Raw genomic sequence first — 25,302 nt, 5'->3', positions numbered from 1 at the left:
TTATTTAGTACAATTCGCATAAAAGTGCCACCAACTACAGATATATATAGTAAGAAACTGTCAAGTCACCGGTGTGTCTATGATTACTTACTCTACTATTTCTGTATTCTGTCTCAAGGTAGCTAGTGCTACCTTACTGTGCCTGCTCTCACCGATCTTAGCTCCAGAAAATCTGGGAGTTGCTCCAGCAGTGGCACAAACGACTCCAGACCAAGCTCGGGAATTTGTTGAGCAATTTCATACCCTGAGTCGAGAAGAGGGTTATCAATATCAGGTTAGTGCAGCCCTGATCTTGAAGGGAATACTGTATACTGCTCAAGCGGAATTGGATAAAGCGCTAGAAACCCTGGAGCTTGGGTTAGCCATTACTAAACCAACTCGGAGTCGGAGATTAGAAGATACTCTCTTGTTTCTGATTGGAAGGATTTACAACGACAAAGGAAAGTATCTCAAAGCTCTAGAGGTTTACCAGCAATCCCTAGGGATTCGGCGAGAATTGGGGAAACGTAAGCATGAAGGAATTGCGCTGAATACTATTTTGGTTGACTATAAACAGAAACAGTATGACCAAGCCATTGATTATGATCAGCAAGGGTTAGCTATTCACCGGGAAGTTAAGAATCAGGCTGGGGAAAGCACCACCCTTGTTAATCTTGGTCAGGTTTATGAAAAACAGGGAAAGTCTCAGCAATCGAGAGACTATTATCAACACGCTTTAGCTATTTCCCCAAAACATGAAAATCTGACTGTAAAAGGTCTAAATTTTTGGGAAATTGGGGTAGCTTATTTTAAAGTTGGCAAGCATGAGCAAGCCATAGACTACTACCAACAAGCCTTAGAGATTTTTCGAGAACTTAAAAATTACCCCCATCAAGCAAGTCTCCTGAGAGTGCTTGGAGTAGCTCAAATCAGACAAGGAAACTATGAGCAAGCCCTGGAGTATTATCAGCAACTCCTAGCCATTGCCCGACAAATCAAAGAGCCTTATCAAGAAATAATCGCTCTCAATTTTCTTGGGCAAATTTCCAACTATCAGGGAAAGTATGACCATGCCCTAGATTACTACCAGCAAGCCTTGACCATTACTAAAAAAATTGATGACCAGAAAACTAGTGCAAACCTCCTCAATAATATTGGGGGATTTTACAGCAATTGGGGAAAGTACAACCATGCCCTAGATTACTACCAGCAAGCCTTAACCATTAGCAAAAGGTTAAACGACTCCTTAGGAATTGCGACTACACTCAACAACATTGGCTCAATATATCAGAACCAACGGAAGTATCCCCAAGCTCTAGACTATTATCAGCAAGCTTTAGGGATTAACCAAGAGTTGGGCGATCTTGGTCGTGTACGTGTTGCTACTAACCTCAATAATATTGCCTCAGTTTACCAGAGTCAGGGTGAGTATGACCGAGCGTTAGACTACTACCAGCAAGCTTTAGCCATTGCTGAAGACATTGGTATACGCTCAGGGTAAAGTACTACCGTCAATAATATTGGGTAAATCATCATGTCTAGACCGTTGCTCATCTAACTCCCCATCTGCCCACACTTCCCTCTCTGCTCCCTGCTCCCTGCTATATACCGGTTTTCAATTGGGTGAGGTAAAAATTTTGGGTTAATGGGAGCAGCAATCCCCCAAAGCCGAGTAAATTACCAGCATAGTACGCCATCCTCTTGAAGTGTTATAATAACCTAACTCTCTCGATTAGGGATTTTTAGGCAGAGATAGTATTTTTTTATTATAAACTAATTTGTAATCTGGAAAAATAACTAAAATCATGAAAAAAGTAGTTAATAAAATTAAAATGAAGCAACAAAAAAGCGATTTTAGCTACTGGCGAAAACAGTCCTATAAAAAACGCTTAGAAGCCCTAGAAATAATCCGTAAGCAATACCACCAATATCAATATAACAATGCTCAACCAAGACTTCAAAGAGTTTATACAATTATTAAAAGATAATCAAGTAAAGTATTTAGTGATTGGTGGTTATGCAGTAGCCGTACATGGTCATCCTCGCTATACCAAAGATATTGATATTTGGATAGAAATGAGTCCAGAGAATGCTCAAAAAATGATGGTAGCATTAACCCAATTTGGTTTTGGTAGTTTGGGGTTAGCTGCTGAAGATTTCCAAACACCAGACCAAATTATACAATTAGGTTATCCACCTAATCGAATAGATTTAATTACTACTCCAGATGGGATAGATTTTGAAACCTGTTATCAGGCTAAAATCGAGGTAATCATTGACGATATATCGGTTAATTTTATTGATTTAGACAATCTTATAAAAAATAAACAAGCATCAGGAAGGTTACAAGATTTAGCTGATGTGGAAAATTTACAAGATTGAACATCCATCCTGTTAAAATTCAGTTTGACCCTTCTGACTCCCCATCTCCCCATAGCTACCACACTTACCACGCCTCCCTCCCTACTCCCTACTGCCTACTCCCTCACCCAATTTAAAACTTTTTTAGTACAATTCGCATAAAAGTACCACTACCTAAGGATATATAGTAAGAAACTACCAAGTGGCTGATTTTTCGATGGGTACTTACTCTACTATTCCTGTATTTTGCCTCAAGCTAGCTAGTGCTACCTTACTGTTATTGCTCTCACCGATCTTAGCTCCAGAAACTCTGGGAGTTGCTCCAGCAGTGGCACAAACGACTCCAGACCAAGCCACTCAAGCGGAGCAGTTATTCGATCGGGCAAGGTCAGAGTTTGTAAAAGGTCAGTTGCCTCAAGCCAAGGAGAGTTATCAACGAGTGTTAACGATTTATCGGGAATTGGGAAACTCTTCCGGTGTTGCTAAAGCTCTTAATGGCCTAGGACAAGTTTACAATCTATTATCTCAACACACCAAAGCCCTCGAAGCATTGCAAGAAGCTCTAAAAATCCGTCAAGGTCTAGGGGAGCGAAAGGAAGAAGGGGAAACCCTGACCCATATCGGAACAGTTTATTCAAGTCAGGAAAACTATGCTAAAGCTCTGGAATTGTTGGAGCAAGCCCTAACTATTAACCAAGAAGTAGGTAATCAGCTTGGGATTGGTTATGCACTGGTTAATCTTGGCTCAGTTTACTCCTCCCAAGGAGAGTATGACAAAGCCTTAGATAGGTTAGAGCAAGGTCTGAGTATTATCAAAGAAGTAGGTAAGACTGGCAAAAGCGATGCTCTGAAAGAGCCGCTACGCGAACGCATTCTAGCACGCTACTATCAAGCCTACGCTCTCAATGTTATCGGCTCAGCTTACATCCAGTCAGGGAAATTGAACCAAGCTGGGGAGTTTCTGGAACAAGCTCATGCCCTGAGTCGAGAAGAAGGTTATCAATTACGAGAAGGTGTAGCCCTGACCTTGAAGGGAATACTGTATAACAATCAAGGGGAATTGGATCAAGGGCTAGAAACCCTGGAGTTGGCATTAGCCATTACTAAACCAACTGGTTTTCGGGGATTAGAACAGAATATTCTATTTTTGATTGGAGGGATTTACAACAAAAAAGGGGAGTATGTCAAAGCCCTGGAGGTTTACCAGGAATCCTTAGCTATTCGGCGAGAATTGGGTAAGCGTAAGCTGGAAGGAATTGCGCTGAATACTATTGGCGTGGTTTACGATAAACAGCAACAGTATGAACAAGCCCTCAATTATTATCAGCAAGCCTTAGCTATTCACCGGGAAGTTAAGAATCAAGCTGGGGAAAGCACCACCCTTGGTAATATTGCTTACCTTTACCAAAAGCAAGAACAGTATGACCAAGCCCTAGATTACTACCAGCAAGCTTTAGCTATTCACCGGGAAGTTGAAAATCAAGTTCAGGAATGGATTACCCTTACTAATCTTGGAGATGTTTCCGTTAAACAGGGAAAGTATCAGCAAACCATAGACTATTACCAACAAGCCTTAGCCATTTCCCAAAAATTTGAAAATCCTACGGCAGAAGGTGCAATTCTTCGGATTATTGGGCAAGCTTATTATGAATTGGGCAACCATGACCAAGCCATAGACTATCACCAACAAGCCTTAGAGATTTACCGCAAACTTAACAATACCTCGGTTGAAGCAAGTATCCTGGGAGAGCTTGGACTAGCTCAAATCAGGGAAGGAAAGTATCAGCAAGCCCTGGAGTCTTATCAGCAACTCCTAGCCCTTGCCCGAGAAACCAAAGACCGCTCTGAAGAAATAAATGCTCTCAATTTTAGTGGGCAAGTTTACGAATTTCAGAGTAAATATGACCAAGCCCTAGATTACTACCAGCAAGCCTTGACCATTGCCAAAGAAATTAATGACCAGCAAACTACTGGAAGAATCCTCAATAATATTGGGGGAGTTTACAGCAATTGGGGAAATTATAACCAAGCCCTAGATTACTTACAGCAATCCTTAACCATTAGCAAAAGGTTAAACGACTCCATCTCAATTGCGGCTCAACTCAACAACATTGGATTGATATATGACAACCAAGGGAAGTATAGCCAAGCTCTAGACTATTATCAGCAAGCTTTAGCCATTAACCAAGAGCTTGGCGATCACGGTCGTGATAATGTTGCTCCTAATTTCAATAATATTGGGAGAGTTTACCATAGTCAGGGTGAGTATGACCGAGCATTAGAATACTTCCAGCAATCTCTAGCTATTTCTCAAGAAATAGGCGATCGCTTAGGGGAAGCTTTTACCCTCAATAATATTGGGGGAGTTTACAATAGTCAGGGTGAGTATGCTCAAGCATTAGAATACTTCCAGCAATCTCTAACTATTTTTCAAGACATTGGACACCGTTCAGGGGAAGCTATTACTTTGGCCAGGATCGGAAGCGTTTACAGTAGCTGGGGAGACTATGCCAAATGCTTAAACTATCATCAGCAATCTCTAAAAATTAGTCAAGACATTGGTAACAAGGGAGGAGTTGGTGAGACTCTCCACAATATCGGAACAATTTATAGTAACCAAGGGGAGTATGACCGAGGTTTAGAATACTTACAGCAATCTCTAGCTATTTTTCAAGACATTGGCTCCCGTTTAGGGGAAGCTAATACCCTGGGCAACATGGGAATAGTTTACAGTCACTGGGGAAAGTATCCCAAAGCCCTAGAATATAATCAAAAAGCCCTAGCCATTCGTCAAGACATTGGTGACCAAGCTGGTATTGGCACCACCTATAACGCTATGGGCGGAAATTATCTGGATTTGGGAGATTATCCCCAAGCCTTGGACTACTTCAACCAAGCTAAAGCCATTTTTACCAAAATTGGGGCTAAGGAAGGGATTGTGCAAACCCTAACTAACATCGGAGAAGTTTACCAAAAACAAAAACAATATCCGAAGTCTCTCCAATTCTATCAGCAATCCTTGGCTATTTCTCAACAGATTGGTCATCGCCTATATGAAGCTATAGCCCTGAATCGGATTGGAAGAGTTTATGAAGAACTGGGAGAGTATACTAAAGCCAATGACTATCATCAGCAAGCCTTAGGGATTAATCAAAAAACTGGCTTCAAAGCCGGGATTAGCGATACCTTGTACCATATGGGAATAGTTTACACTAACCTAGGAAACTATCCCCAGGCTTTAGCAGCTTATCAACAAGCATTAGCCCTTTCCAGAACTCTTGGCACTCGCTTAACGGAAGGGAAAATTCTGGCTGGTATGGGTAAGTTGTATGATACCCAAAACCAATCGGAATTAGCGATTACCTTCTTCAAACAATCGGTTAATGTCCGAGAAGGAATCCGCAAAGACTTAAAAGTTCTTCCGGTTGAACAACAACAATCTTTTACCAACACTGTTGCCCAAGACTATCGCCGCTTGGCTGATTTACTGACCCAACAAAATCGCAACTTAGAAGCCCTACGGGTGCTCGATTTACTGAAAGTCCAGGAGTTGCAGGATTACCTGAGTAATGTGCGAGGGGATGATAATACCGTTGATGGCATTACAGAACTGACGGAAGAACAGGAAATCATCGAGGGTACCCAACCGATTATCGACCAAGCCATTGCCTTGGGTCAAGAACTCAGTGAACTGGAAACTATTGTTAGGGATAAGCGCACCCAAACCCAGCAACAGCGAATCATTCAACTTAGGAAAAATCAAGCTAAGCTAACCAAAGATTTTCAAGACTTCCTGAAGAGTCCAGAAGTAGAAGCTCGCTTGGCAAAGTTGAGGGAAACTACAGAAGCAGAAAACTTAGACTTAAAGAAGTACGATCGACGATTACGAGAGCAACTCCAGCAATTGGAACAGGATGCGGTTATTCTCTATCCCCTAGTATTAGAAGACCGTTTGGAATTAGTCCTAGTCACCCCTTATGCTCCCCCAATTCGCCGCACGGTTAAGGTAAAACAAAAAGACCTGGAAAGAGCGATTACAAACTTCCGCAGACTCCTCGCCACTCCGATCCGTAATGCCAGACCTCCCGCCGAGCAATTGTACGACTGGCTAATTAAACCGATTGAAGCTGACTTAGCCAAAGCTAATGCCAAAACTATTATTTATGCTCCTGATGGCAAATTGCGCTATATTCCCCTAGGGGCACTTTATGATGGCGAGCAATGGCTAATTGAGCGTTTGAGAGTTAATCAGATTACTGCTCTGAGCCTAACATCCCTAGACAATAAACCGACACCACAGTTAGAAGTGTTTGCGGCAGCGGTCACCAAAGAGCATACTATTGAGATCGGGGATAAACGGCATGAATTTCCAGCCTTAGCGTTTACCAAACCAGAAGTTGAGGGTCTGGCAGAAACCTTTCCCAACACTAAGCTATTCATCGATAAACAGTTTAATGAGGATAGCATTTATCAGATGAATGACTATTCCATTGTGCATCTAGCCACCCACGCTGTGTTCGAGAAAACTAAACAAGATTCATTTATTCTGTTTGGTGATGGCACTCACGTTACCATTGACCAGGTGGAACAATGGAATTTCCCCAATGTAGATTTAGTAGTGCTCAGTGCCTGTCAGACCGGCTTAGGGGGAGAATTGGGAGATGGCAAAGAAATCCTCGGTTTTGGTTATCTGATGCAAAATGCTGGTGCAGATGCTGCGATCGCATCCCTGTGGTCAGTGGATGACCAGGGTACCCAAGCCTTGATGAATAAATTTTATCAGGTCTTGAAACAGGGGAAGGTTACTAAAGCCGAAGCCCTCCGACAAGCTCAAATTGCTTTAATTACCAACAAGGTAGGGGATGATTTCGGACATCCCTTTTATTGGGCACCATTTATTTTAATTGGTAATGGATTATGAGGTTAACAGGTTGAAGGTTAACAGGTTGAAGGTTAGGAGGTTAGGAGGTTGAAGGTTAACAGGTTGAAGGTTAATAGGTTGAAGGTTAATAGGTTGAAGGTTAATAGGTTGAAGGTTAATAGGTTGAAGGTTAACAGGTTGAAGGTTAACAGGTTGAAGGTTAACAGGTTGAAGGTTAATAGGTTGAAGGTTAATAGGTTGAAGGTTAACAGGTTGAAGGTTAATAGGTTGAAGGTTAATAGGTTGAAGGTTAACAGGTTGAAGGTTAACAGGTTGAAGGTTAACAGGTTGAACGCGATGGACGAAGTCCCGCTTTCAGCGAACGCGTGGCCAAAAGGCCAAGGTTATGGGGTTGTTCGCCTTTGGCGTTCGAATAGGGTAGGTTGAAGGTTCAGAAGATAACCTGCTAACCTTCAACCTGCTAACCTGCTAACCTTCAACCTGCTAACCTGCTAACCTTCAACCTGCTAACCTTCAACCTGCTAACCTGCTAACCTTCAACCTGCTAACCTGCTAACCTGCTAACCTGCTAACCTTCAACCTGCTAACCTTCAACCTGCTAACCTGCTAACCTTCAAGCTGCTAACCTTCAACCTGCTAACCTTCAAGCTGCTAACCTTCAAGCTGCTAACCTTCAAGCTGCTAACCTTCAACCTGCGAACCTTCAACCTGCGAACCTTCAACCTGCGAACCTTCAACCTGCTAACCTCCTAACCTTCAACCTGCTAACCTGCTAACCTGCTAACCTTCAACCTGCTAACCTTCAACCTGCTAACCAAGTCCCTCACCCAATCTAAAACTTCCTTAGTACAATTCGCATAAAACTGCCACGACCTACAGATATATATAGTAAGAAACTACCAAGTCACGGGTGTGTCTATGGGTACTTACTCTACTATTCCTGTATTCTGTTTCAAGCTCGCTAGTGCTACCTTACTGTGCCTGCTCTCACCGATTCTAGCCCCAGAAACTCTGGGAGTTGCTCCAGCTGTAGCACAAAGCACTCTAGACCAAGCCACTCAAGCTCAGCAGTTATTGGATCGGGCAAGGTCAGAGTTTGTTAAAGGTCAGTTGCCTCAAGCCAAGGATACTTACCAACGAGTGTTAAAGATTTATCGGGAATTGGGAAACTCTTCCGGTGAAGCATTTGCTCTTAATGGCCTTGGACAAGTTTACAATCTATTATCTCAAGAAACCAAAGCCCTGGAAGCATTGCAAGAAGCTCTAAAAATCCGGCAAGGTCTAGGGGAGCGAAAGGAAGAAGGGGAAACCCTGACCCATATCGGAACAGTTTATTCAAGTCAGGAAAACTATGCTAAAGCTCTGGAATTGTTGGAGCAAGCCCTAACTATTAACCAAGAAGTAGGTAATCAGCTTGGGATTGGTTATGCACTGGTTAATCTTGGCTCAGTTTACTCCTCCCAAGGAGAGTATGACAAAGCCTTAGATAGGTTAGAGCAAGGTCTGAGTATTATCAAAGAAGTAGGTAAGACTGGCAAAAGCGATGCTCTGAAAGAGCCGCTACGCGAACGCATTCTAGCACGCTACTATCAAGCCTACGCTCTCAATGTTATCGGCTCAGCTTACATCCAGTCAGGGAAATTGAACCAAGCTGGGGAGTTTCTGGAACAAGCTCATGCCCTGAGTCGAGAAGAAGGTTATCAATTACGAGAAGGTGTAGCCCTGACCTTGAAGGGAATACTGTATAACAATCAAGGGGAATTGGATCAAGGGCTAGAAACCCTGGAGTTGGCATTAGCCATTACTAAACCAACTGGTTTTCGGGGATTAGAACAGAATATTCTATTTTTGATTGGAGGGATTTACAACAAAAAAGGGGAGTATGTCAAAGCCCTGGAGGTTTACCAGGAATCCTTAGCTATTCGGCGAGAATTGGGTAAGCGTAAGCTGGAAGGAATTGCGCTGAATACTATTGGCGTGGTTTACGATAAACAGCAACAGTATGAACAAGCCCTCAATTATTATCAGCAAGCCTTAGCTATTCACCGGGAAGTTAAGAATCAAGCTGGGGAAAGCACCACCCTTGGTAATATTGCTTACCTTTACCAAAAGCAAGAACAGTATGACCAAGCCCTAGATTACTACCAGCAAGCTTTAGCTATTCACCGGGAAGTTGAAAATCAAGTTCAGGAATGGATTACCCTTACTAATCTTGGAGATGTTTCCGTTAAACAGGGAAAGTATCAGCAAACCATAGACTATTACCAACAAGCCTTAGCCATTTCCCAAAAATTTGAAAATCCTACGGCAGAAGGTGCAATTCTTCGGATTATTGGGCAAGCTTATTATGAATTGGGCAACCATGACCAAGCCATAGACTATCACCAACAAGCCTTAGAGATTTACCGCAAACTTAACAATACCTCGGTTGAAGCAAGTATCCTGGGAGAGCTTGGACTAGCTCAAATCAGGGAAGGAAAGTATCAGCAAGCCCTGGAGTCTTATCAGCAACTCCTAGCCCTTGCCCGAGAAACCAAAGACCGCTCTGAAGAAATAAATGCTCTCAATTTTAGTGGGCAAGTTTACGAATTTCAGAGTAAATATGACCAAGCCCTAGATTACTACCAGCAAGCCTTGACCATTGCCAAAGAAATTAATGACCAGCAAACTACTGGAAGAATCCTCAATAATATTGGGGGAGTTTACAGCAATTGGGGAAATTATAACCAAGCCCTAGATTACTTACAGCAATCCTTAACCATTAGCAAAAGGTTAAACGACTCCATCTCAATTGCGGCTCAACTCAACAACATTGGATTGATATATGACAACCAAGGGAAGTATAGCCAAGCTCTAGACTATTATCAGCAAGCTTTAGCCATTAACCAAGAGCTTGGCGATCACGGTCGTGATAATGTTGCTCCTAATTTCAATAATATTGGGAGAGTTTACCATAGTCAGGGTGAGTATGACCGAGCATTAGAATACTTCCAGCAATCTCTAGCTATTTCTCAAGAAATAGGCGATCGCTTAGGGGAAGCTTTTACCCTCAATAATATTGGGGGAGTTTACAATAGTCAGGGTGAGTATGCTCAAGCATTAGAATACTTCCAGCAATCTCTAACTATTTTTCAAGACATTGGACACCGTTCAGGGGAAGCTATTACTTTGGCCAGGATCGGAAGCGTTTACAGTAGCTGGGGAGACTATGCCAAATGCTTAAACTATCATCAGCAATCTCTAAAAATTAGTCAAGACATTGGTAACAAGGGAGGAGTTGGTGAGACTCTCCACAATATCGGAACAATTTATAGTAACCAAGGGGAGTATGACCGAGGTTTAGAATACTTACAGCAATCTCTAGCTATTTTTCAAGACATTGGCTCCCGTTTAGGGGAAGCTAATACCCTGGGCAACATGGGAATAGTTTACAGTCACTGGGGAAAGTATCCCAAAGCCCTAGAATATAATCAAAAAGCCCTAGCCATTCGTCAAGACATTGGTGACCAAGCTGGTATTGGCACCACCTATAACGCTATGGGCGGAAATTATCTGGATTTGGGAGATTATCCCCAAGCCTTGGACTACTTCAACCAAGCTAAAGCCATTTTTACCAAAATTGGGGCTAAGGAAGGGATTGTGCAAACCCTAACTAACATCGGAGAAGTTTACCAAAAACAAAAACAATATCCGAAGTCTCTCCAATTCTATCAGCAATCCTTGGCTATTTCTCAACAGATTGGTCATCGCCTATATGAAGCTATAGCCCTGAATCGGATTGGAAGAGTTTATGAAGAACTGGGAGAGTATACTAAAGCCAATGACTATCATCAGCAAGCCTTAGGGATTAATCAAAAAACTGGCTTCAAAGCCGGGATTAGCGATACCTTGTACCATATGGGAATAGTTTACACTAACCTAGGAAACTATCCCCAGGCTTTAGCAGCTTATCAACAAGCATTAGCCCTTTCCAGAACTCTTGGCACTCGCTTAACGGAAGGGAAAATTCTGGCTGGTATGGGTAAGTTGTATGATACCCAAAACCAATCGGAATTAGCGATTACCTTCTTCAAACAATCGGTTAATGTCCGAGAAGGAATCCGCAAAGACTTAAAAGTTCTTCCGGTTGAACAACAACAATCTTTTACCAACACTGTTGCCCAAGACTATCGCCGCTTGGCTGATTTACTGACCCAACAAAATCGCAACTTAGAAGCCCTACGGGTGCTCGATTTACTGAAAGTCCAGGAGTTGCAGGATTACCTGAGTAATGTGCGAGGGGATGATAATACCGTTGATGGCATTACAGAACTGACGGAAGAACAGGAAATCATCGAGGGTACCCAACCGATTATCGACCAAGCCATTGCCTTGGGTCAAGAACTCAGTGAACTGGAAACTATTGTTAGGGATAAGCGCACCCAAACCCAGCAACAGCGAATCATTCAACTTAGGAAAAATCAAGCTAAGCTAACCAAAGATTTTCAAGACTTCCTGAAGAGTCCAGAAGTAGAAGCTCGCTTGGCAAAGTTGAGGGAAACTACAGAAGCAGAAAACTTAGACTTAAAGAAGTACGATCGACGATTACGAGAGCAACTCCAGCAATTGGAACAGGATGCGGTTATTCTCTATCCCCTAGTATTAGAAGACCGTTTGGAATTAGTCCTAGTCACCCCTTATGCTCCCCCAATTCGCCGCACGGTTAAGGTAAAACAAAAAGACCTGGAAAGAGCGATTACAAACTTCCGCAGACTCCTCGCCACTCCGATCCGTAATGCCAGACCTCCCGCCGAGCAATTGTACGACTGGCTAATTAAACCGATTGAAGCTGACTTAGCCAAAGCTAATGCCAAAACTATTATTTATGCTCCTGATGGCAAATTGCGCTATATTCCCCTAGGGGCACTTTATGATGGCGAGCAATGGCTAATTGAGCGTTTGAGAGTTAATCAGATCACTGCTCTGAGCCTAACATCCCTAGACAATCAACCGACACCACAGTTACAAGTGTTTGCCGCAGCGGTCACCAAAGCCCATGAACCCTTTCCGGCCTTACAGTATGCTCAACCGGAAGTAGAGCGTCTGGCAGAAACCTTTCCCAACACTAAGCTATTTATGGATAAACAGTTTCACGGGGATACCATTTATCAGATGAATGACTATTCCCTAGTGCATCTAGCCACCCACGCTGTGTTCAAGAAAACTAAACAAGATTCATTTATTTTGTTTGGTGATGGCAGTCGCGTTACCCTGACCCAGGTAGAAGAAAAATGGGATTTGTCCAATGTAGATTTAGTGGTGCTCAGTGCCTGTCAAACGGGCTTAGGGGGAGAATTGGGGGATGGCAAAGAAATCCTCGGTTTTGGTTATCTGATGCAAAATGCTGGTGCTGATGCTGCGATCGCATCCCTGTGGTCAGTGGATGACCAGGGTACCCAAGCCTTGATGAATAAATTTTATCAGGTCTTGAAACAGGGGAAGGTTACTAAAGCGGAAGCCCTCCGACAAGCTCAAATTGCTTTAATTAAAAACGAGGCAGGGGATGACCTGCTGGCACATCCTTATGTTTGGGCACCGTTTATTTTAATTGGGAATGGATTATAGAAGTTTTCAATTGAAAGAGGTACAAATAATTAGGTTTTAGGGAACAGGGAACAGGGAACAGGGAATAGTGTGGGGTGTGGGGTGTTTGGGAAGTCTGCGATCACCTCCCACACTTCCCTCTCTTACCCCTACTCCCTACTCCCTACTCCCTACTCCCTCTGCTATCCTGCTAACCTAGAAGACAGAGCTGATCGGAGGTGAAGGGATGCCGTCAATCTTTCCCGGTATGGATCCGTATTTAGAGCATCCAGATTTATGGCCAGAAGTACATCACTGGTTGATTAGTTTAATTGCTGAGTGTTTAATTCCTCAGGTACGTCCGAAGTATAAAGTAGCTATTGAAAAGCGGATTTATCAAATTAATAAAACTAACCAAGATGACGTCTTATTAGTTGGAATTCCTGATGTTACTGTTAAACGTCAACCCAATACTGAAGATTCTCTGACCTCTAACGTTGCTGTTGCTCAACCAACCACAAAACCGGTGACAGTAATGGTTCCTATGCCTGAAGAAATCAAGCAAGGGTATTTGGAAGTAAGAGATATGACTACTGGTGCTGTGGTAACCGCTATCGAAGTTTTATCTCCAGTTAATAAGCGCTCTGGTGACGGTAGAGAAACTTACCTGAAAAAACGCCAACGGGTGTTAGGAAGCTTGACCAATTTAGTGGAGATAGATTTGCTACGAGCCTGGAAACCAATGCCACTCTTAGATAATACTATTGAGAGCGATTATCGGGTTTTGGTTAGTCGAGAAGAGCGTCGCCCACGAGCCGAGTTATATACTTGTAATCTCCCAGAGCAACTACCAGCTTTTTCCCTACCATTACGTCCAGAAGATTCTGAACCGATAGTAGATTTACAAGCTATAATTAATAGCGTTTATGATCGAGGAGGTTATGATTACCAACTCGATTATGACCAAGAGCCAGTACCAGCTTTATCTGATAAAAATCGGATATGGGCGCAGGAGTTGTTGAGAACTACTATCTAGCAATTCTCATAGTCATCAGCATTCTACTTGGTGGTGCGTTACGGTGCGGGCTATTCTAATACTGGCGCTCGAAGTGGAAAATTAGGGCTCGCCCGCCCCTAACGCACCCTACATTCTCTTGCCCCGACTCCCTAAATTCTTAATTCTTAATTCTTAATTCTTAATTCTTAATTCTTAATTCTTAATTCTTAATTCTCTAACTCATCCAACTCAGCATAATCCGGCAACCTAGTATCAATTGACTTACCCTGACGCAAGATAATTCGGTCATGCTGGGGACGGGACAAAAGTTCACTGAAATGGCGTCCCTTAAACAAAATCAAATCTGCCGGGAGTCCCACCCCAATCCTACCCATCTCGGGTAAACCCATTAAATCAGCGGCTGTCTTGGTTACAGCACAGGGCCAATCACCGATGGGCATATCTAAATGGGCAATCCGTACCGCTTGGGTAAACACTTCTAATACATCATGATCTCCAAATCCATAAAAGGGGTCTCGACAATTATCACTAGCCAAGGTTACCGGAATACCCTGTTGTTTAATTTCATGTAGCCTGGTGACTCCCCGCCAGGACGGTGTACAGTTAGCCTGTCGATCTTGTAGATAAAGATTGCACATCGGTAAGCTAACAATAGCAATTCCTGCTGCTTTGACTAACTTGAGAGTTTCCGCAACCTCCTCTAAGGGTTGCACTGCTAAACTGCAACAGTGACCACAAATAATTTTTCCGGTAAACTGATGACGAATCGCAGCTTGGGCAATGTGTCGTAAGCAATGGGAATCGGGATTACCGTTTTCATCAGCATGGAAATCTAGGTTGAGGTTTCTCTCCTTAGCTAGGGAGAAAACAGTATCGAGTTGAGCATCCAGGTCTTGGTTGCTATAGGCTACCCCCCCAAGTATGCCTCCGATTTCAGCAATTGTGTCGGCTAAGGTAATGCCAGCGGGAGTTTGATAGTAATCTAGTGTAACTAGAGACACCGCTTGTAGGGTAATTCTGTCTTGCCATTCCTTCTGGAGGGTTTGGAAAACGCCTAGGCTAATCGCACTTTGTTCTCCAACCCAGTCAATGTGGGTGCGGATAGCTTTGGTGCCATGAGCATAGCTACATTTGAGTCCAAATTCCATGCGCCGATATAAATCTGACCGTTGCCAATAGGTTTCCGCATCAGCATCTCCGGTCAGACAGGCACTATTAAAGGTACCATCAGGATTGGGAGACCTTTCCCAAATATGACCTTTATCCAGATGGGTGTGTATATCAAGAAAACACGGCCATACTTGTCCTTGCCTGAGATTTATACTGGGTATGTGACTAGGTATGTTACTGGTATCTGTGCTAGCTTCAACACTACTGTTTGCGTTCACGTAGCGGCTCTTTTCGACCATCGTGTTTTGCTCCCCCTTGGGAACAATCGCCTTTGGCACTATCGCAGCAATGGCTCCCTGATTAATTTCAATATCAACTAAGCACAAACCCTGCTCGTTGCGATCGCAAACGTTGCTGTTTTCCAGTAGACAAAATGGTACATAGGCATTTGTGAGCCAGTATCGTTCGGCTGTGGGAATCATTAGGGAGTAGGGAGTAGGGAGTAGGGAGTAGGGAGCAGGGGGCATAAAATTGACTGTACCTCATAAGTATGATCAACGCTATACAAACTCTGGAAATTACCACTACACATCAATTTCATCTCCCCATCTCCCCATCTCCCCATCTCCCCATCTCCCTATCTCTCCATCTCCCCACACTTAGAGCCTCTAAGCAGGCTTCAGTAGCTTCGGGATTTAAAGGTTTAGAAAACCAATACCCCTGTCCATATTGACAACGCCAATCACAAAGCTGTCCCAATTGCTTTTCGGTCTCCACTCCCTCTGCCACTACATGTATACCGAGGTCGTTTGCCAAGTTCACCATGCACCGCAAAATTTTCCCATGTTTGTGATCATCACTCATGCCTTTGACAAAAGAGCGGTCAATTTTTAATATATCTATGGGAAAATTTGGCAAGTAACTGAAGCCAGAATAGCCAGTCCCAAAATCATCAATGCACAACTGAATCTGTCGCTGTTTGAGTTTCTCCAACAGAACCACTGCAGTGGTTTCAAGCAGTACACTTTCTGTGATTTCCAGTTTCAAACTCTTGGCATCCAGACCAGAATCCCACAATATTGTGTCGATTTTACCAATTAGATCTGGTTGGGATAATTGTAAACTAGAGACGTTAACGCTGATGGTTAAATCCTGATATTGGGGAAACTGTTGTTGCCACTGGCACATTTGTTGGCAAGCCTCCCGTAGTACCCACCAACCCAATGGCACAATCAGCTTTGTTTCTTCTGCCACCGGAATAAATTCTGCTGGCAACAGCAGTCCCCGTTCCGGATGCTCCCAGCGCACCAGTGCTTCAAAGCCAGCCAGCTTATGGGTTTCAAGAGACACAATTGGCTGGTAATAAAGCCGCAATTCTTGGCGCTTAATACCCAAGCGTAAACTATCTTCTAACTCCAACCGCTCTACACTCCGGGTGCGCATGGCAGGGGTAAATAGCTCATAGCCAGTGTTACTCTCCATTTTGGCTCGATAAAGAGCTAGACTGGCGTTGTCAAGAAAAGCAGAGGGTTGGTAATCATCCCTGTCATTGCTAGCAATTCCAATATTGGCACTCAAAAAGATGTCATGGTCATCAATTGAAAAAGGCGTCCGCAGGCTAGCGCAAATCTGTTCTGCTACCAAGCATGCTTCACTGACATCGTTAATGTTTTCGAGCAAGATTGCTAATTCATCTTCGGACCACCGCGCCACTGTATAGTTAACGGTATAGTTAACGGTATAGTTAACGGTATAGTTAGAGGTAGAATTCAGGGCATCAGTCAAGCGAGAATCAAAAGCCTGTAGCAATTTTGAGCCCACTTGCCGTCCCATACTAAACTGAATGACTTTGAAACGTTCCAAAGCCACCAATAAGACGGCGAATCGATAACCCTTATACCACTTTGACCTCTGGATTACTTGCCTCAACCGTCTCCTCAAACTATCTGGGTTGAGCCAGGGAATCAGGAGGTCATTAAAGGTAGAATCCTGAAACCTTTCTACAGGTTGCTGATCATTGTTACTTCTAGCGAACACCTACTTTCTCTATCACCCTGAATTAGCTCAATTGAGTTACTCATGGATAATTGAGCCAAAAAGGAAACCGGAAAGGCAAAAGCTGTGGTATAGTAAACGTTTTGCCATATTCTTTAAGCTCAATTTTGTTAATGTTTGTTAACGATGAACATCCTTCCTGATGGTTTTACTAAGCAAATCAATAACGCTGTTTGGCATCATCCTAAGTTGCGGTTATACCGTTTAAATCAGAGGTGGGACTGTTGAATGTTGAGTGAATGTGGACCATAAACAAGCAACGGCCAACTGTCGAAAACCCAACTTCCATAGAACGCTAGCCACTATCGATCACTACCGTGGATCAGTGATGGAACATCTTAGTTAACCATTAGTTAACCAGGGAAAACAAAATAGAGCATGGAGTAGGGGTAAATCCCATGCCCTATTCTTGGATGCCCACAATTACGAGGTAGTTTTAACTGTTACCCTTTAACCCTTATAGGTAGTTTTTAGATGGCTTAATTGCGTAAGCCTGCTTGACTAGGGAAGCTGATCCCCCTTGAAGTAGGTAGCCAGCGATCGGCTATTGATCGCTGGCTTGGCGTTAACCCTAAAGGACGATTTGCGATCCCTGTATTTAAGGTAAATCGGCAATGTGGCTTTGTCTGTGAGAAAAAGTAATAAATAATTCTAATTGATTACATAATAAAAAGTAATGAGTGTTGAAGAAGCATTGGCGATGGTAGATACGGTCATCAAACCCGAACGCTTAAACGCTGTTCAAGAACTGGTGCTCCGCCAATGTTGGTCAGGACAAACTTATCAAGAGATTGCTGAGGGGTCTGGTTACGACGCCGATTACATTCGGGTGGTTGGCTCCCGGTTGTGGCATATCCTCTCAGAGGTGTTTGGAGAGAAGATCACAAAAAATAACATTCGTTCTGTTCTTAGGGACCGATTACGAGAGGTCGAGCTTGAGCAGTTGCCAGAGGTCGAGCTGGAATTACCTACAGAGATGGAATTACCTAGAGGTGTGGTGCCTCTGAATTCCTCTTTTTATATCGAGCGTCCCCCCAATGACTCTCTATGTTACGAAACAGTGTTGCAGCCAGGGGCATTAATCCGAATTAAAGCCCCTAGACAGATGGGTAAAACCTCCCTGATGGTGAGGGTTCTCGATCACGCTAGAGCATCTGGCTTCCGCACAGTTGCTCTGAGCTTGCAGCAAGCCGATGCCAATGTCTTTACGGATTTAGAACGATTTTTACAATGGTTCTGTGCTACAGTCACTCGTAGCCTAGAATTACCAAATCGACTGACTGATTATTGGGATGATATCTTTGGCAGCAGTGGAAATACCACAGATTACTTCGAGAATTATCTATTAAAAGAAATAGATACACCGATGGTATTGGCATTAGATGAGGTCAACCTGTTGTTTAATTACCCTGCCATTGCCACGGATTTCCTGGGTTTGTTGCGAGCTTGGTATGAAAAAGCCAAATACGGTGTAACCGGTAGCACAATTTGGCAAAAACTGCGCTTAATTATTATACATTCTACTGACGTTTATATTGCGTTACATATCCACCAATCCCCCTTTAATGTGGGATTATCTATTGAATTGCCAGAGTTTACTAAGGCCCAAGTGCAAGAATTAGCCCGTCGCCACGGAATCGATTGGGGTAGTGATGATTCGAGCTTCAATCACGTGTCATTAATTATGGCTAAAGTAGGAGGAAATCCTTGTCTTTTAAGGGTAGCGTTATATCATCTTAGGCGCGGTGACGTTACCTTTGAGGAGTTATTGAATTCAGCAGCAAGCGAATCGGGAATTTACCATGATGACCTTCGACGACAATGGTGGAATCTACAGCAATATCCACAACTGGTCGCAGCCTATCGAACAGTAGTGAAGTCATCCCAGCCAGTGGAATTAGAGCAAAAGCTAGCCTTTAAGTTGCAAAGTTTAGGATTAGTACAGCTCCATAAACAGGGGGCTGTGCCTAGTTGTGATTTGTATCGTCAGTACTTTAGTACTCACCTGGGTTAAAACCCATGGATGCCTATAAATCATGAAAAAGCACAACTATCAAGTTGGCGGGAGTTTACCCCCTGATACCCTCTGCTATGTGCGCCGTAGAGCAGATCAGGATTTGTATCAGGCTCTGGTAGCGGGTGAGTTTTGCTATGTCCTTACCTCCAGGCAAATGGGTAAGTCTTCTTTGAGGGTGCAAACTACTCACCGATTACAAGGAATAGGCATCCACTGTGGAATCGTTGATTTGACGGAAATTGGTACCCAAGATTTGACAGCAGACCAGTGGTATGCTAGTATATTACGCTGTCTGGTGAGCAGCTTCAACCTCCAGGTCAATTTACGCGCTTGGTGGCGCTCACGCTCTTATCTATCCCCAGTGAAGCGTCTTAGTGATTTTATTGAGGAGGTGCTACTGGCAGAGGTTGAGGGAAATTTGGTGATCTTTATTGATGAAATCGATAGCATTCTCGGTTTATCGTTCCCCATTGAAGATTTTTTTGCCCTAATCCGAGCCTGTTACAACAAGCGCACAGAACAGCTAGCCTACCAACGCCTCAGTTTTGTTTTGTTAGGGGTAGCCACTCCCTCGGATTTGATCGTAGATAAGCAACGGACTCCGTTTAATATCGGACGGGGGATTGAGTTATCTGGATTTACTCTGGAAGAAGCCGAAACTCTAGCGCTAGGATTTAGTGACAGCGTTAACAATCCCAAAGCCTTACTTAGGGAAATCTTGGCGTTTACGGGAGGACAGCCTTTACTGACTCAAAAGCTATGTCAGCTGATTCTAGAGGATATAGAGCATTGTACTAGACTTCTTTCACAAGAGGAAACTTCGGATCCCGCAACAGGGAACAGTGGAGAAGAATTCACCACTACAGTATCAAAAACAGTATCAAAAAAGTACTTTGGCAAGAGGTGTACTGTCAATCCCACATCGATTGAGTACCTTGTGGGTAGGCGAATTATCGACAACTGGGAAGTCCAAGATGAACCAGAGCATCTGAGAACCATACGCGATCGCATTCTCAGCAATCAGCAACGGGCTGGACGGTTATTAGGACTTTATCAGCAAATTCTGCAACAGGGAGCAGTAGCCGCAGATGACAGTTGGGAACAAATGGAATTGCTACTGTCAGGATTAGTGGTCAAGAGTGAGGGAAAGGTTAGGGTTCGTAACCCCATTTATGCTGCTGTTTTCAACTGTGATTGGGTCAGCAAGCAACTATCAAATCTTCGTCCCTATGCCACAAGTCTAAGAGCTTGGTTCAATGGTGATTGTCAGGATGAATCGAGACTATTGCGAGGTCAAGCATTACTAGATGCCCTAGCTTGGGCAGATTCCCGTAGCCTGAGTGACCAAGATTATCAGTTCTTATCGGCTAGCCAAGCTTTGGATAAACGGGAAGCTCAACGGGCTGAAGCCGCACGAACTAAAGCCGTGGCAATACAATTGACCAAAGAAAAAGAAATTTCCCGACTGCAAAAGCTCCTGCTGGCTACAGTGAGCACAGCATTTCTAGTGTCCGCTAGTTTAGGTCTGATCGCTTTCCGGGAGTACCAAAATGCTGCCATTAACGAAATTAATGCGATCGCTAAATCCTCTGAAGCGTTCTATGCCTCCAATCACAAGTTGGATGCCTTGATCTACGCCATTAAGGCTTGGAAAAAACTGCAACAGTTAGCTGGGGCAAAGACAAATACCCAGACTCAAGTTGAGAAAGTTGAGAAAATGCTCTGGCGAATCATTTATGAGATTAAGGAGTACAATCGCTTCTCAGGACATCAGGCTGCAGTTTACGACCTGGTTTTTAGCCCGGATGGTGAGATGATTGCCTCGGCTAGTGGTGACAAGACCGTCAAACTCTGGCAGCGGGACGGCACTCTATTAAACACCCTAGAAGGCCATATCGAGCAAGTTAAGGGAGTGGCTTTTAGCCCAGATGGTAAGATGATTGCCTCCGCTAGTGCCGACAACACTGTCAAACTTTGGACAAAAGACGGCATCTTGCTAAACACCTTCACTAACAATAGTGCTGGGTTTGAAGCAGTAGTCTTCAGCCCGGATGGTAAGCTAGTCGCCTCCGCTAGTGAAGACAACACTGTCAAACTTTGGAACCTAGAGGGCAAGTTACACAAACTCCTGACAGGGCATAGTGCAGGAGTTGAAGGAATAGCGTTTAGCCCCGATGGTGAGATGATAGCTTCCGCCTCTGAAGACAATACTGTCAAACTCTGGACTATCGAGGGTAGGTTGCTTAGAACCTTGACAGGCCATGGGAGTGGAGTTGAAGCAGTAGCGTTTAGCCCCGATGGTGAGATGATAGCTTCTGCCTCTGAAGACAATACTGTCAAGCTCTGGGCTAAAGACGGTAGGTTGCTTAAAACCTTAACAGGACATCGGGACGAAGTTTATGGAGTTGCTTTCAGTCCCGATGGTGAGCGAATTGCCTCCGCTAGTGAGGATAATACCATTAAAGTCTGGACAAAAGAGGGCAGGTTGCTCACTATCTTAGAAGGTCATCGGGATGAGGTAGAGGGAGTAGCATTCAGCCCCGATGGTAAAATAATTGCTTCTGCTAGTGAGGACAATACCATTAAGCTTTGGAAACAAAACAGTACCTTGTACACAACCCTTACTGGTCATTGCAATGGGGTGAGGGCAGTGGCATTCAGTCCCGATGGTAACCTGATTGCTTCAGCCAGTAGCGACAAAACTGTCAAACTCTGGCAACCAGACGGCACCTTGAAACTTACCAGAACTAACCATAGCGCTATAGTTACGGGAGTAGCATTCAGTCCCGATGGTGACATTATTGCTTCTGCAAGTACTGACAAGAGAGTGAAACTCTGGGATAAACATGGCACCTTCCTAGCTACCCTGAATAACCATTCCGCTGGGGTTGAGGGAGTAGTGTTCAGTCCCGATGGTCAGATAATTGCTTCAGCCTCTGAAGATAAAACCATTAAACTCTGGCAGCGGGATGGTAGCTTGCTAACTACCCTAGAAGGTCATAGCAATGAGGTGGAGGGAGTAGCGTTCAGTCCCAATGGTAAGATAATTGCTTCAGCCTCTGAAGATAAAACCATAAAACTGTGGAAGATAGATAGTACCTGTACAGGGCTTGCAAAACCAACTCAAAACAGCAATTTACTACCGGAATGCTGGAGCAATAGTTTCTATACTCTCACAGGCCATGAGGATGAGGTGAAAACAGTGGCAATTAGCCCTGATGGTGAGCTAATTGCTTCCGGTAGTGAGGATAAGACAGTCAAAGTTTGGCAGGGGGACAGTAAAGACTGGAATCTGACCAAACCAAAACTGCTACATACCCTGACAGGACACAGTGACCGGATTACGGGAGTGACCTTCAGCCCCGATGGTAACCTGATTGCTTCTGCCAGTGCTGACAAGACTGTGAAACTTTGGCAGCGGGATGGTGGTACCTTGCGGACTACCCTCACCGCACATCAGGATGAGGTAGAGGGAATCGCCTTCAGCCAAGATGGGAAAATCCTAGCCTCCGCTAGTGCTGATAGTAATGTGATTTTGTGGAATGTGGATCAAGTCCTCGATCTTGATCAAGTCCTAACCTATAGTTGTGATTGGCTCCAGGATTATTTGAGCACAAATGCTGAGCTAGAAAAAAGCGATCGCACTCTTTGTGATCAGATTAAGGAATTGAAAAGGGAGTAGGGAGTAGGGAGTAGGGAGTAGGGAGTAGGGAGTAGGGAGCAGGTAAGAGGCAAGAGGCAAGAGGCAAGAGGCAAGAGGCAAGAGGCAAGAGGCAAGAGGTGAAAAATATTGTGTACCTCATAGCTATGATAAACGCTATAATTATAACTTATCTAAATAATTAAACTTATATCATTTCAGGATAATTATCCTTAATAAAAATCTCTCCATCTCCCCATCTCCCCATCTCCCCACTCCCTATTTTAATGATGAACAAAATTCCCATCCTCCAACCTGACAAATCTTATACCTTTAGAAGTTATTTTGAGATGGTCGTTGAGCCAGAAGACATTCTGGCTGAATTTGGCTATACCTTGAAGCGAAGCTCTTTGCATTTAGAAAAGTCTACGACAAAACTAGACCGACTTTATAGTCTCAAATCCAGAATTGAAGAAAGCTTACCCTATGTTAGTTTAACCAGTGAAGCAGCTCGACGGGAATTACTAATCGCTCCCATCTTACTTGATTTAGTCCACTATACTCAAGCCCAGCTAAGAATCGAATATCCCCTCACTGTTACAGAATACTTGAAAGGTTATCTAGACTATTATCTTTATACAGATAGTAAACTGCTGGTAATAGAAGCAAAAAATGCTAATATCCAAAGAGGCTTTACCCAACTTGCGGTAGAACTAATTGCCCTGGATCTATGGAGTGACAATGAGCAATTGATTTTAGAGGGTGCTGTTTCTACAGGGGATATCTGGCAATTTGGACTTTTGCACCGAGAGCATAAACAAGTTACCCAAGACCTAAATCTGTACCGTGTTCCAGCTGATTTAGAAGAATTGTTCCGAATTTTGGTAGCTGTTCTTGGTGATAGCGGTGCGGGCAGGGAATAGGGAGTAGGGAGTAGGGAGTAGCTCACAGGGGTAGGTTTTTTACATTTGGGTCGGGAGTAGGGAATCGGGAATCGGGAATCGGGAATCGGGAATCCGGAAAAGCAGGAAATGGGGAGAATTATCCCGGAAATCATTGTGTATTTTGATACATATTTTTAGGAATTTATACGTAATCAAAGTACATACTTGCCCCTTTGTAAAAAACCTACCCTTGTAAGGTAGGGAGTAGGGGAGCAGGGGAGTAGGGGAGCAGGGGAGCAGGGGAGCAGGGGAGCAGGGGAGCAGGGGGAGAAAGATTTTGTCTGGATATCGTAAGTGTGGACAATTATCCGGATTTGATATAAATTAAGATTTTTTTAAATATCAACAATCAATGATTTTAAATATTTTTTTTTTTTTTAGACAGTATTTTCTCTAGATTTTTAATCTGTTATGGTGCAACAAATAATAATATACAAGGGATATATAGCCTTGATAAATATATTATCAAACCCAATGCTTAGTTAGCATAAAAAAAATGGGATATTTTGACTACTGTTCCCTGTTCCCTGTTCCCTATTCACTTTTACCTGTTCCCTGTTCCCTTTTAGCTGTTTATTTGTTATATTAATCCTAGGTTTACATCTCAAATAAAAATGCTATACAATATTAATTGTATGCAAATTTACTAATTATAAACGTGGCTAATTTAACAGATTATGAACCATTTCACCTAATACAAAAACCATTAAAAAAAGAAATAGAATTAGCATCTCCTGTGCTAAAATGGGCAGGAGGCAAGACTCAGCTTCTGCCACAACTTCGAGAGAGATACTCACCAAAGTTACGCAAGGGAACTCTGACGACTTATATCGAGCCCTTCGTGGGAGGAGGTGCAGTTTTTTTCGATATTGTCAACAGTTTCGATATCCATAAAGCTTATCTATTCGATACCAATCCTGAGCTGATTATCCTGTATAAGGTTATCCAACAGGATGTTGAATCCCTGATTACAGAACTGTTAAAGCTTAGTAATACATACCTGCCCAAAGATGATCAACGTCGGAAAGCATTATACTACAAATATCGTAACAAATATAACACCTTTAATAAACAAATAGATGCTAACTCTTACGCTCGCAATTGGATCAAGCGGGCTGCCATAACCGTTTTTCTGAATAAAACTTGCTTTAACGGTCTGTATCGGGTCAATAGCAAAGGAGAATTTAATGTGCCAGTAGGACGATACAAAAATCCTAAAATTCTGAATGCCAATAATCTGCGAGCTGTCTCCAAGCTATTCCAAATTGCTGAAATAGAACAAAGGGACTTTAGTCAAGTTCTGGAATATGCTGATCATAGCACCTTTATTTACTATGATCCTCCCTATCGTCCGATCAGCAAAACCTCCAATTTCAATTCCTATCATTCCCTGGAATTTGATGATAATGAGCAGCGTCGTTTACGGGATGTGTTTGTGAAAGCTGATCAGGCAGGAGCCCATCAAATGCTCAGCAATTCCGATCCAACTAACTATGTTAATGATTTGTTTTTTGATGAGTTATATCAAGGGTTGACTATTGAGCGAATATTGGCATCCCGTAGAATAAACTCAAAAGGAAATAGCAGAGGGGAAATTAGGGAACTTCTCCTTCCCTCTCTTGGTGCGCGTTCACGCTTAGCTCTCTTGGTGCGCATTCACGCTTAGCTTTGAAAAAGCGCGGGGTCGCACCGCAGGTATTTGATGGAGACTGAGCTTCTTTCCATAGCACCGAA

The 25,302-nt window shown here is 43.4% G+C and carries 15 protein-coding genes and 1 pseudogene; 11 read left to right on the top strand and 5 right to left on the bottom strand.

Going from position 1 to position 25,302, the window contains the following annotated elements:
* Positions 1 to 79: 79 nt before the first annotated feature.
* The 7 genes and pseudogenes from F6J90_RS15200 to F6J90_RS15175 all read left to right on the top strand — a co-directional run bounded on the left by F6J90_RS15200 (position 80) and on the right by F6J90_RS15175 (position 13,820).
* The gene (locus F6J90_RS15200) at positions 80 to 1,480 is read left to right on the top strand and encodes a tetratricopeptide repeat protein (protein ID WP_293094978.1); all 1,401 of its coding nucleotides are present in this window, start codon (positions 80 to 82) and stop codon (positions 1,478 to 1,480) included.
* A gap of 440 nt (positions 1,481 to 1,920) precedes the next feature.
* Positions 1,921 to 2,361, top strand: a complete 441-nt coding sequence (locus F6J90_RS15195; RefSeq protein ID WP_293094976.1) for a DUF6036 family nucleotidyltransferase — start codon at positions 1,921 to 1,923, stop codon at positions 2,359 to 2,361.
* Between the two features lie 196 nt (positions 2,362 to 2,557).
* Positions 2,558 to 7,261, top strand: a complete 4,704-nt coding sequence (locus F6J90_RS15190) for a tetratricopeptide repeat protein (protein WP_293094973.1) — start codon at positions 2,558 to 2,560, stop codon at positions 7,259 to 7,261.
* Between the two features lie 48 nt (positions 7,262 to 7,309).
* On the top strand, positions 7,310 to 7,648 hold the full coding sequence (locus tag F6J90_RS15185) for a hypothetical protein (protein WP_293094971.1): 339 nt from the start codon (positions 7,310 to 7,312) through the stop codon (positions 7,646 to 7,648).
* A gap of 191 nt (positions 7,649 to 7,839) precedes the next feature.
* Positions 7,840 to 7,998 (top strand): annotated as a pseudogene (locus F6J90_RS43590) (pentapeptide repeat-containing protein); the annotation flags it as partial.
* Between the two features lie 142 nt (positions 7,999 to 8,140).
* Complete coding sequence (locus F6J90_RS15180) at positions 8,141 to 12,826, top strand: tetratricopeptide repeat protein (protein WP_293094969.1); 4,686 nt, start codon at positions 8,141 to 8,143, stop codon at positions 12,824 to 12,826.
* A 205-nt stretch (positions 12,827 to 13,031) separates the two neighbouring features.
* Positions 13,032 to 13,820 (top strand): DUF4058 family protein, encoded by a 789-nt coding sequence (locus tag F6J90_RS15175; RefSeq protein ID WP_293094967.1) that lies wholly within the window; start codon positions 13,032 to 13,034, stop codon positions 13,818 to 13,820.
* 188 nt (positions 13,821 to 14,008) lie between these two features.
* Here the strand turns inward: F6J90_RS15175 and F6J90_RS15170 are convergent, their stop codons facing one another.
* Genes F6J90_RS15170 through F6J90_RS15160 form a run of 3 tightly spaced genes read right to left on the bottom strand, consistent with a single transcriptional unit; the run spans position 14,009 to position 16,949 of the window.
* Positions 14,009 to 15,394 carry a cytosine deaminase gene (locus tag F6J90_RS15170; RefSeq protein ID WP_293097789.1) on the bottom strand — a complete coding sequence of 462 codons (1,386 nt, stop codon included), beginning with the start codon at positions 15,392 to 15,394 and terminating at the stop codon, positions 14,009 to 14,011.
* On the bottom strand, positions 15,394 to 15,537 hold the full coding sequence (locus F6J90_RS15165) for a hypothetical protein (RefSeq protein ID WP_293094964.1): 144 nt from the start codon (positions 15,535 to 15,537) through the stop codon (positions 15,394 to 15,396). Before F6J90_RS15165 ends, F6J90_RS15170 begins: the two co-directional genes overlap by 1 nt.
* Complete coding sequence (locus tag F6J90_RS15160; protein WP_293094962.1) at positions 15,510 to 16,949, bottom strand: bifunctional diguanylate cyclase/phosphodiesterase; 1,440 nt, start codon at positions 16,947 to 16,949, stop codon at positions 15,510 to 15,512. The genes F6J90_RS15165 and F6J90_RS15160 overlap by 28 nt, the downstream gene beginning before the upstream one ends.
* A gap of 694 nt (positions 16,950 to 17,643) precedes the next feature.
* On the opposite strand from F6J90_RS15160, the gene F6J90_RS15155 reads away from it, so the two are divergent.
* Positions 17,644 to 18,981: an AAA-like domain-containing protein gene (locus F6J90_RS15155; protein WP_293094959.1), complete on the top strand. Its 1,338-nt coding sequence runs from the start codon at positions 17,644 to 17,646 to the stop codon at positions 18,979 to 18,981.
* A gap of 22 nt (positions 18,982 to 19,003) precedes the next feature.
* Positions 19,004 to 22,666 (top strand): AAA-like domain-containing protein, encoded by a 3,663-nt coding sequence (locus F6J90_RS15150; protein ID WP_293094957.1) that lies wholly within the window; start codon positions 19,004 to 19,006, stop codon positions 22,664 to 22,666.
* On the opposite strand, the gene F6J90_RS15145 is transcribed toward F6J90_RS15150, so the two are convergent.
* The gene (locus F6J90_RS15145; RefSeq protein WP_293094954.1) at positions 22,644 to 22,787 is read right to left on the bottom strand and encodes a hypothetical protein; all 144 of its coding nucleotides are present in this window, start codon (positions 22,785 to 22,787) and stop codon (positions 22,644 to 22,646) included. The two genes, F6J90_RS15150 and F6J90_RS15145, sit on opposite strands and share 23 nt — an antisense overlap.
* Before the next feature lie 187 nt (positions 22,788 to 22,974).
* Between F6J90_RS15145 and F6J90_RS15140 the strand changes: the two genes are divergently transcribed.
* A complete protein-coding gene (locus tag F6J90_RS15140; RefSeq protein ID WP_366513766.1) occupies positions 22,975 to 23,547 on the top strand; it encodes a hypothetical protein in 573 nt (190 codons plus the stop codon).
* A gap of 39 nt (positions 23,548 to 23,586) precedes the next feature.
* Here F6J90_RS15140 and F6J90_RS15135 read toward each other — a convergent pair whose 3' ends face one another.
* On the bottom strand, positions 23,587 to 23,724 hold the full coding sequence (locus F6J90_RS15135; protein ID WP_293094952.1) for a hypothetical protein: 138 nt from the start codon (positions 23,722 to 23,724) through the stop codon (positions 23,587 to 23,589).
* A 502-nt stretch (positions 23,725 to 24,226) separates the two neighbouring features.
* Here F6J90_RS15135 and F6J90_RS15130 point away from each other — a divergent pair.
* Positions 24,227 to 25,234: a Dam family site-specific DNA-(adenine-N6)-methyltransferase gene (locus F6J90_RS15130; protein WP_293094949.1), complete on the top strand. Its 1,008-nt coding sequence runs from the start codon at positions 24,227 to 24,229 to the stop codon at positions 25,232 to 25,234.
* The last annotated feature ends 68 nt before the right edge of the window (positions 25,235 to 25,302 follow it).

It is taken from the genome of Moorena sp. SIOASIH (assembly GCF_010671925.1).
In the GTDB taxonomy this organism is placed as follows: domain Bacteria; phylum Cyanobacteriota; class Cyanobacteriia; order Cyanobacteriales; family Coleofasciculaceae; genus Moorena.
Note: the sequence above shows the minus strand (reverse complement) of the source record. Positions and strands in the feature narration are given on the sequence as shown.

Coding starts and splice junctions, on each gene's coding strand:
- F6J90_RS15200 (WP_293094978.1), top strand. CDS start 80: ATGATTACTTACTCTACTATTTCTGTATTCTGTCTCAAGGTAGCTAGT.
- F6J90_RS15195 (WP_293094976.1), top strand. CDS start 1,921: ATGCTCAACCAAGACTTCAAAGAGTTTATACAATTATTAAAAGATAAT.
- F6J90_RS15190 (WP_293094973.1), top strand. CDS start 2,558: ATGGGTACTTACTCTACTATTCCTGTATTTTGCCTCAAGCTAGCTAGT.
- F6J90_RS15180 (WP_293094969.1), top strand. CDS start 8,141: ATGGGTACTTACTCTACTATTCCTGTATTCTGTTTCAAGCTCGCTAGT.
- F6J90_RS15175 (WP_293094967.1), top strand. CDS start 13,032: ATGCCGTCAATCTTTCCCGGTATGGATCCGTATTTAGAGCATCCAGAT.
- F6J90_RS15170 (WP_293097789.1), bottom strand. CDS start 15,394: ATGATTCCCACAGCCGAACGATACTGGCTCACAAATGCCTATGTACCA.
- F6J90_RS15165 (WP_293094964.1), bottom strand. CDS start 15,537: ATGGGGAGATGGGGAGATGGGGAGATGAAATTGATGTGTAGTGGTAAT.
- F6J90_RS15155 (WP_293094959.1), top strand. CDS start 17,644: ATGAGTGTTGAAGAAGCATTGGCGATGGTAGATACGGTCATCAAACCC.
- F6J90_RS15150 (WP_293094957.1), top strand. CDS start 19,004: ATGAAAAAGCACAACTATCAAGTTGGCGGGAGTTTACCCCCTGATACC.
- F6J90_RS15145 (WP_293094954.1), bottom strand. CDS start 22,787: ATGAGGTACACAATATTTTTCACCTCTTGCCTCTTGCCTCTTGCCTCT.
- F6J90_RS15140 (WP_366513766.1), top strand. CDS start 22,975: ATGGTCGTTGAGCCAGAAGACATTCTGGCTGAATTTGGCTATACCTTG.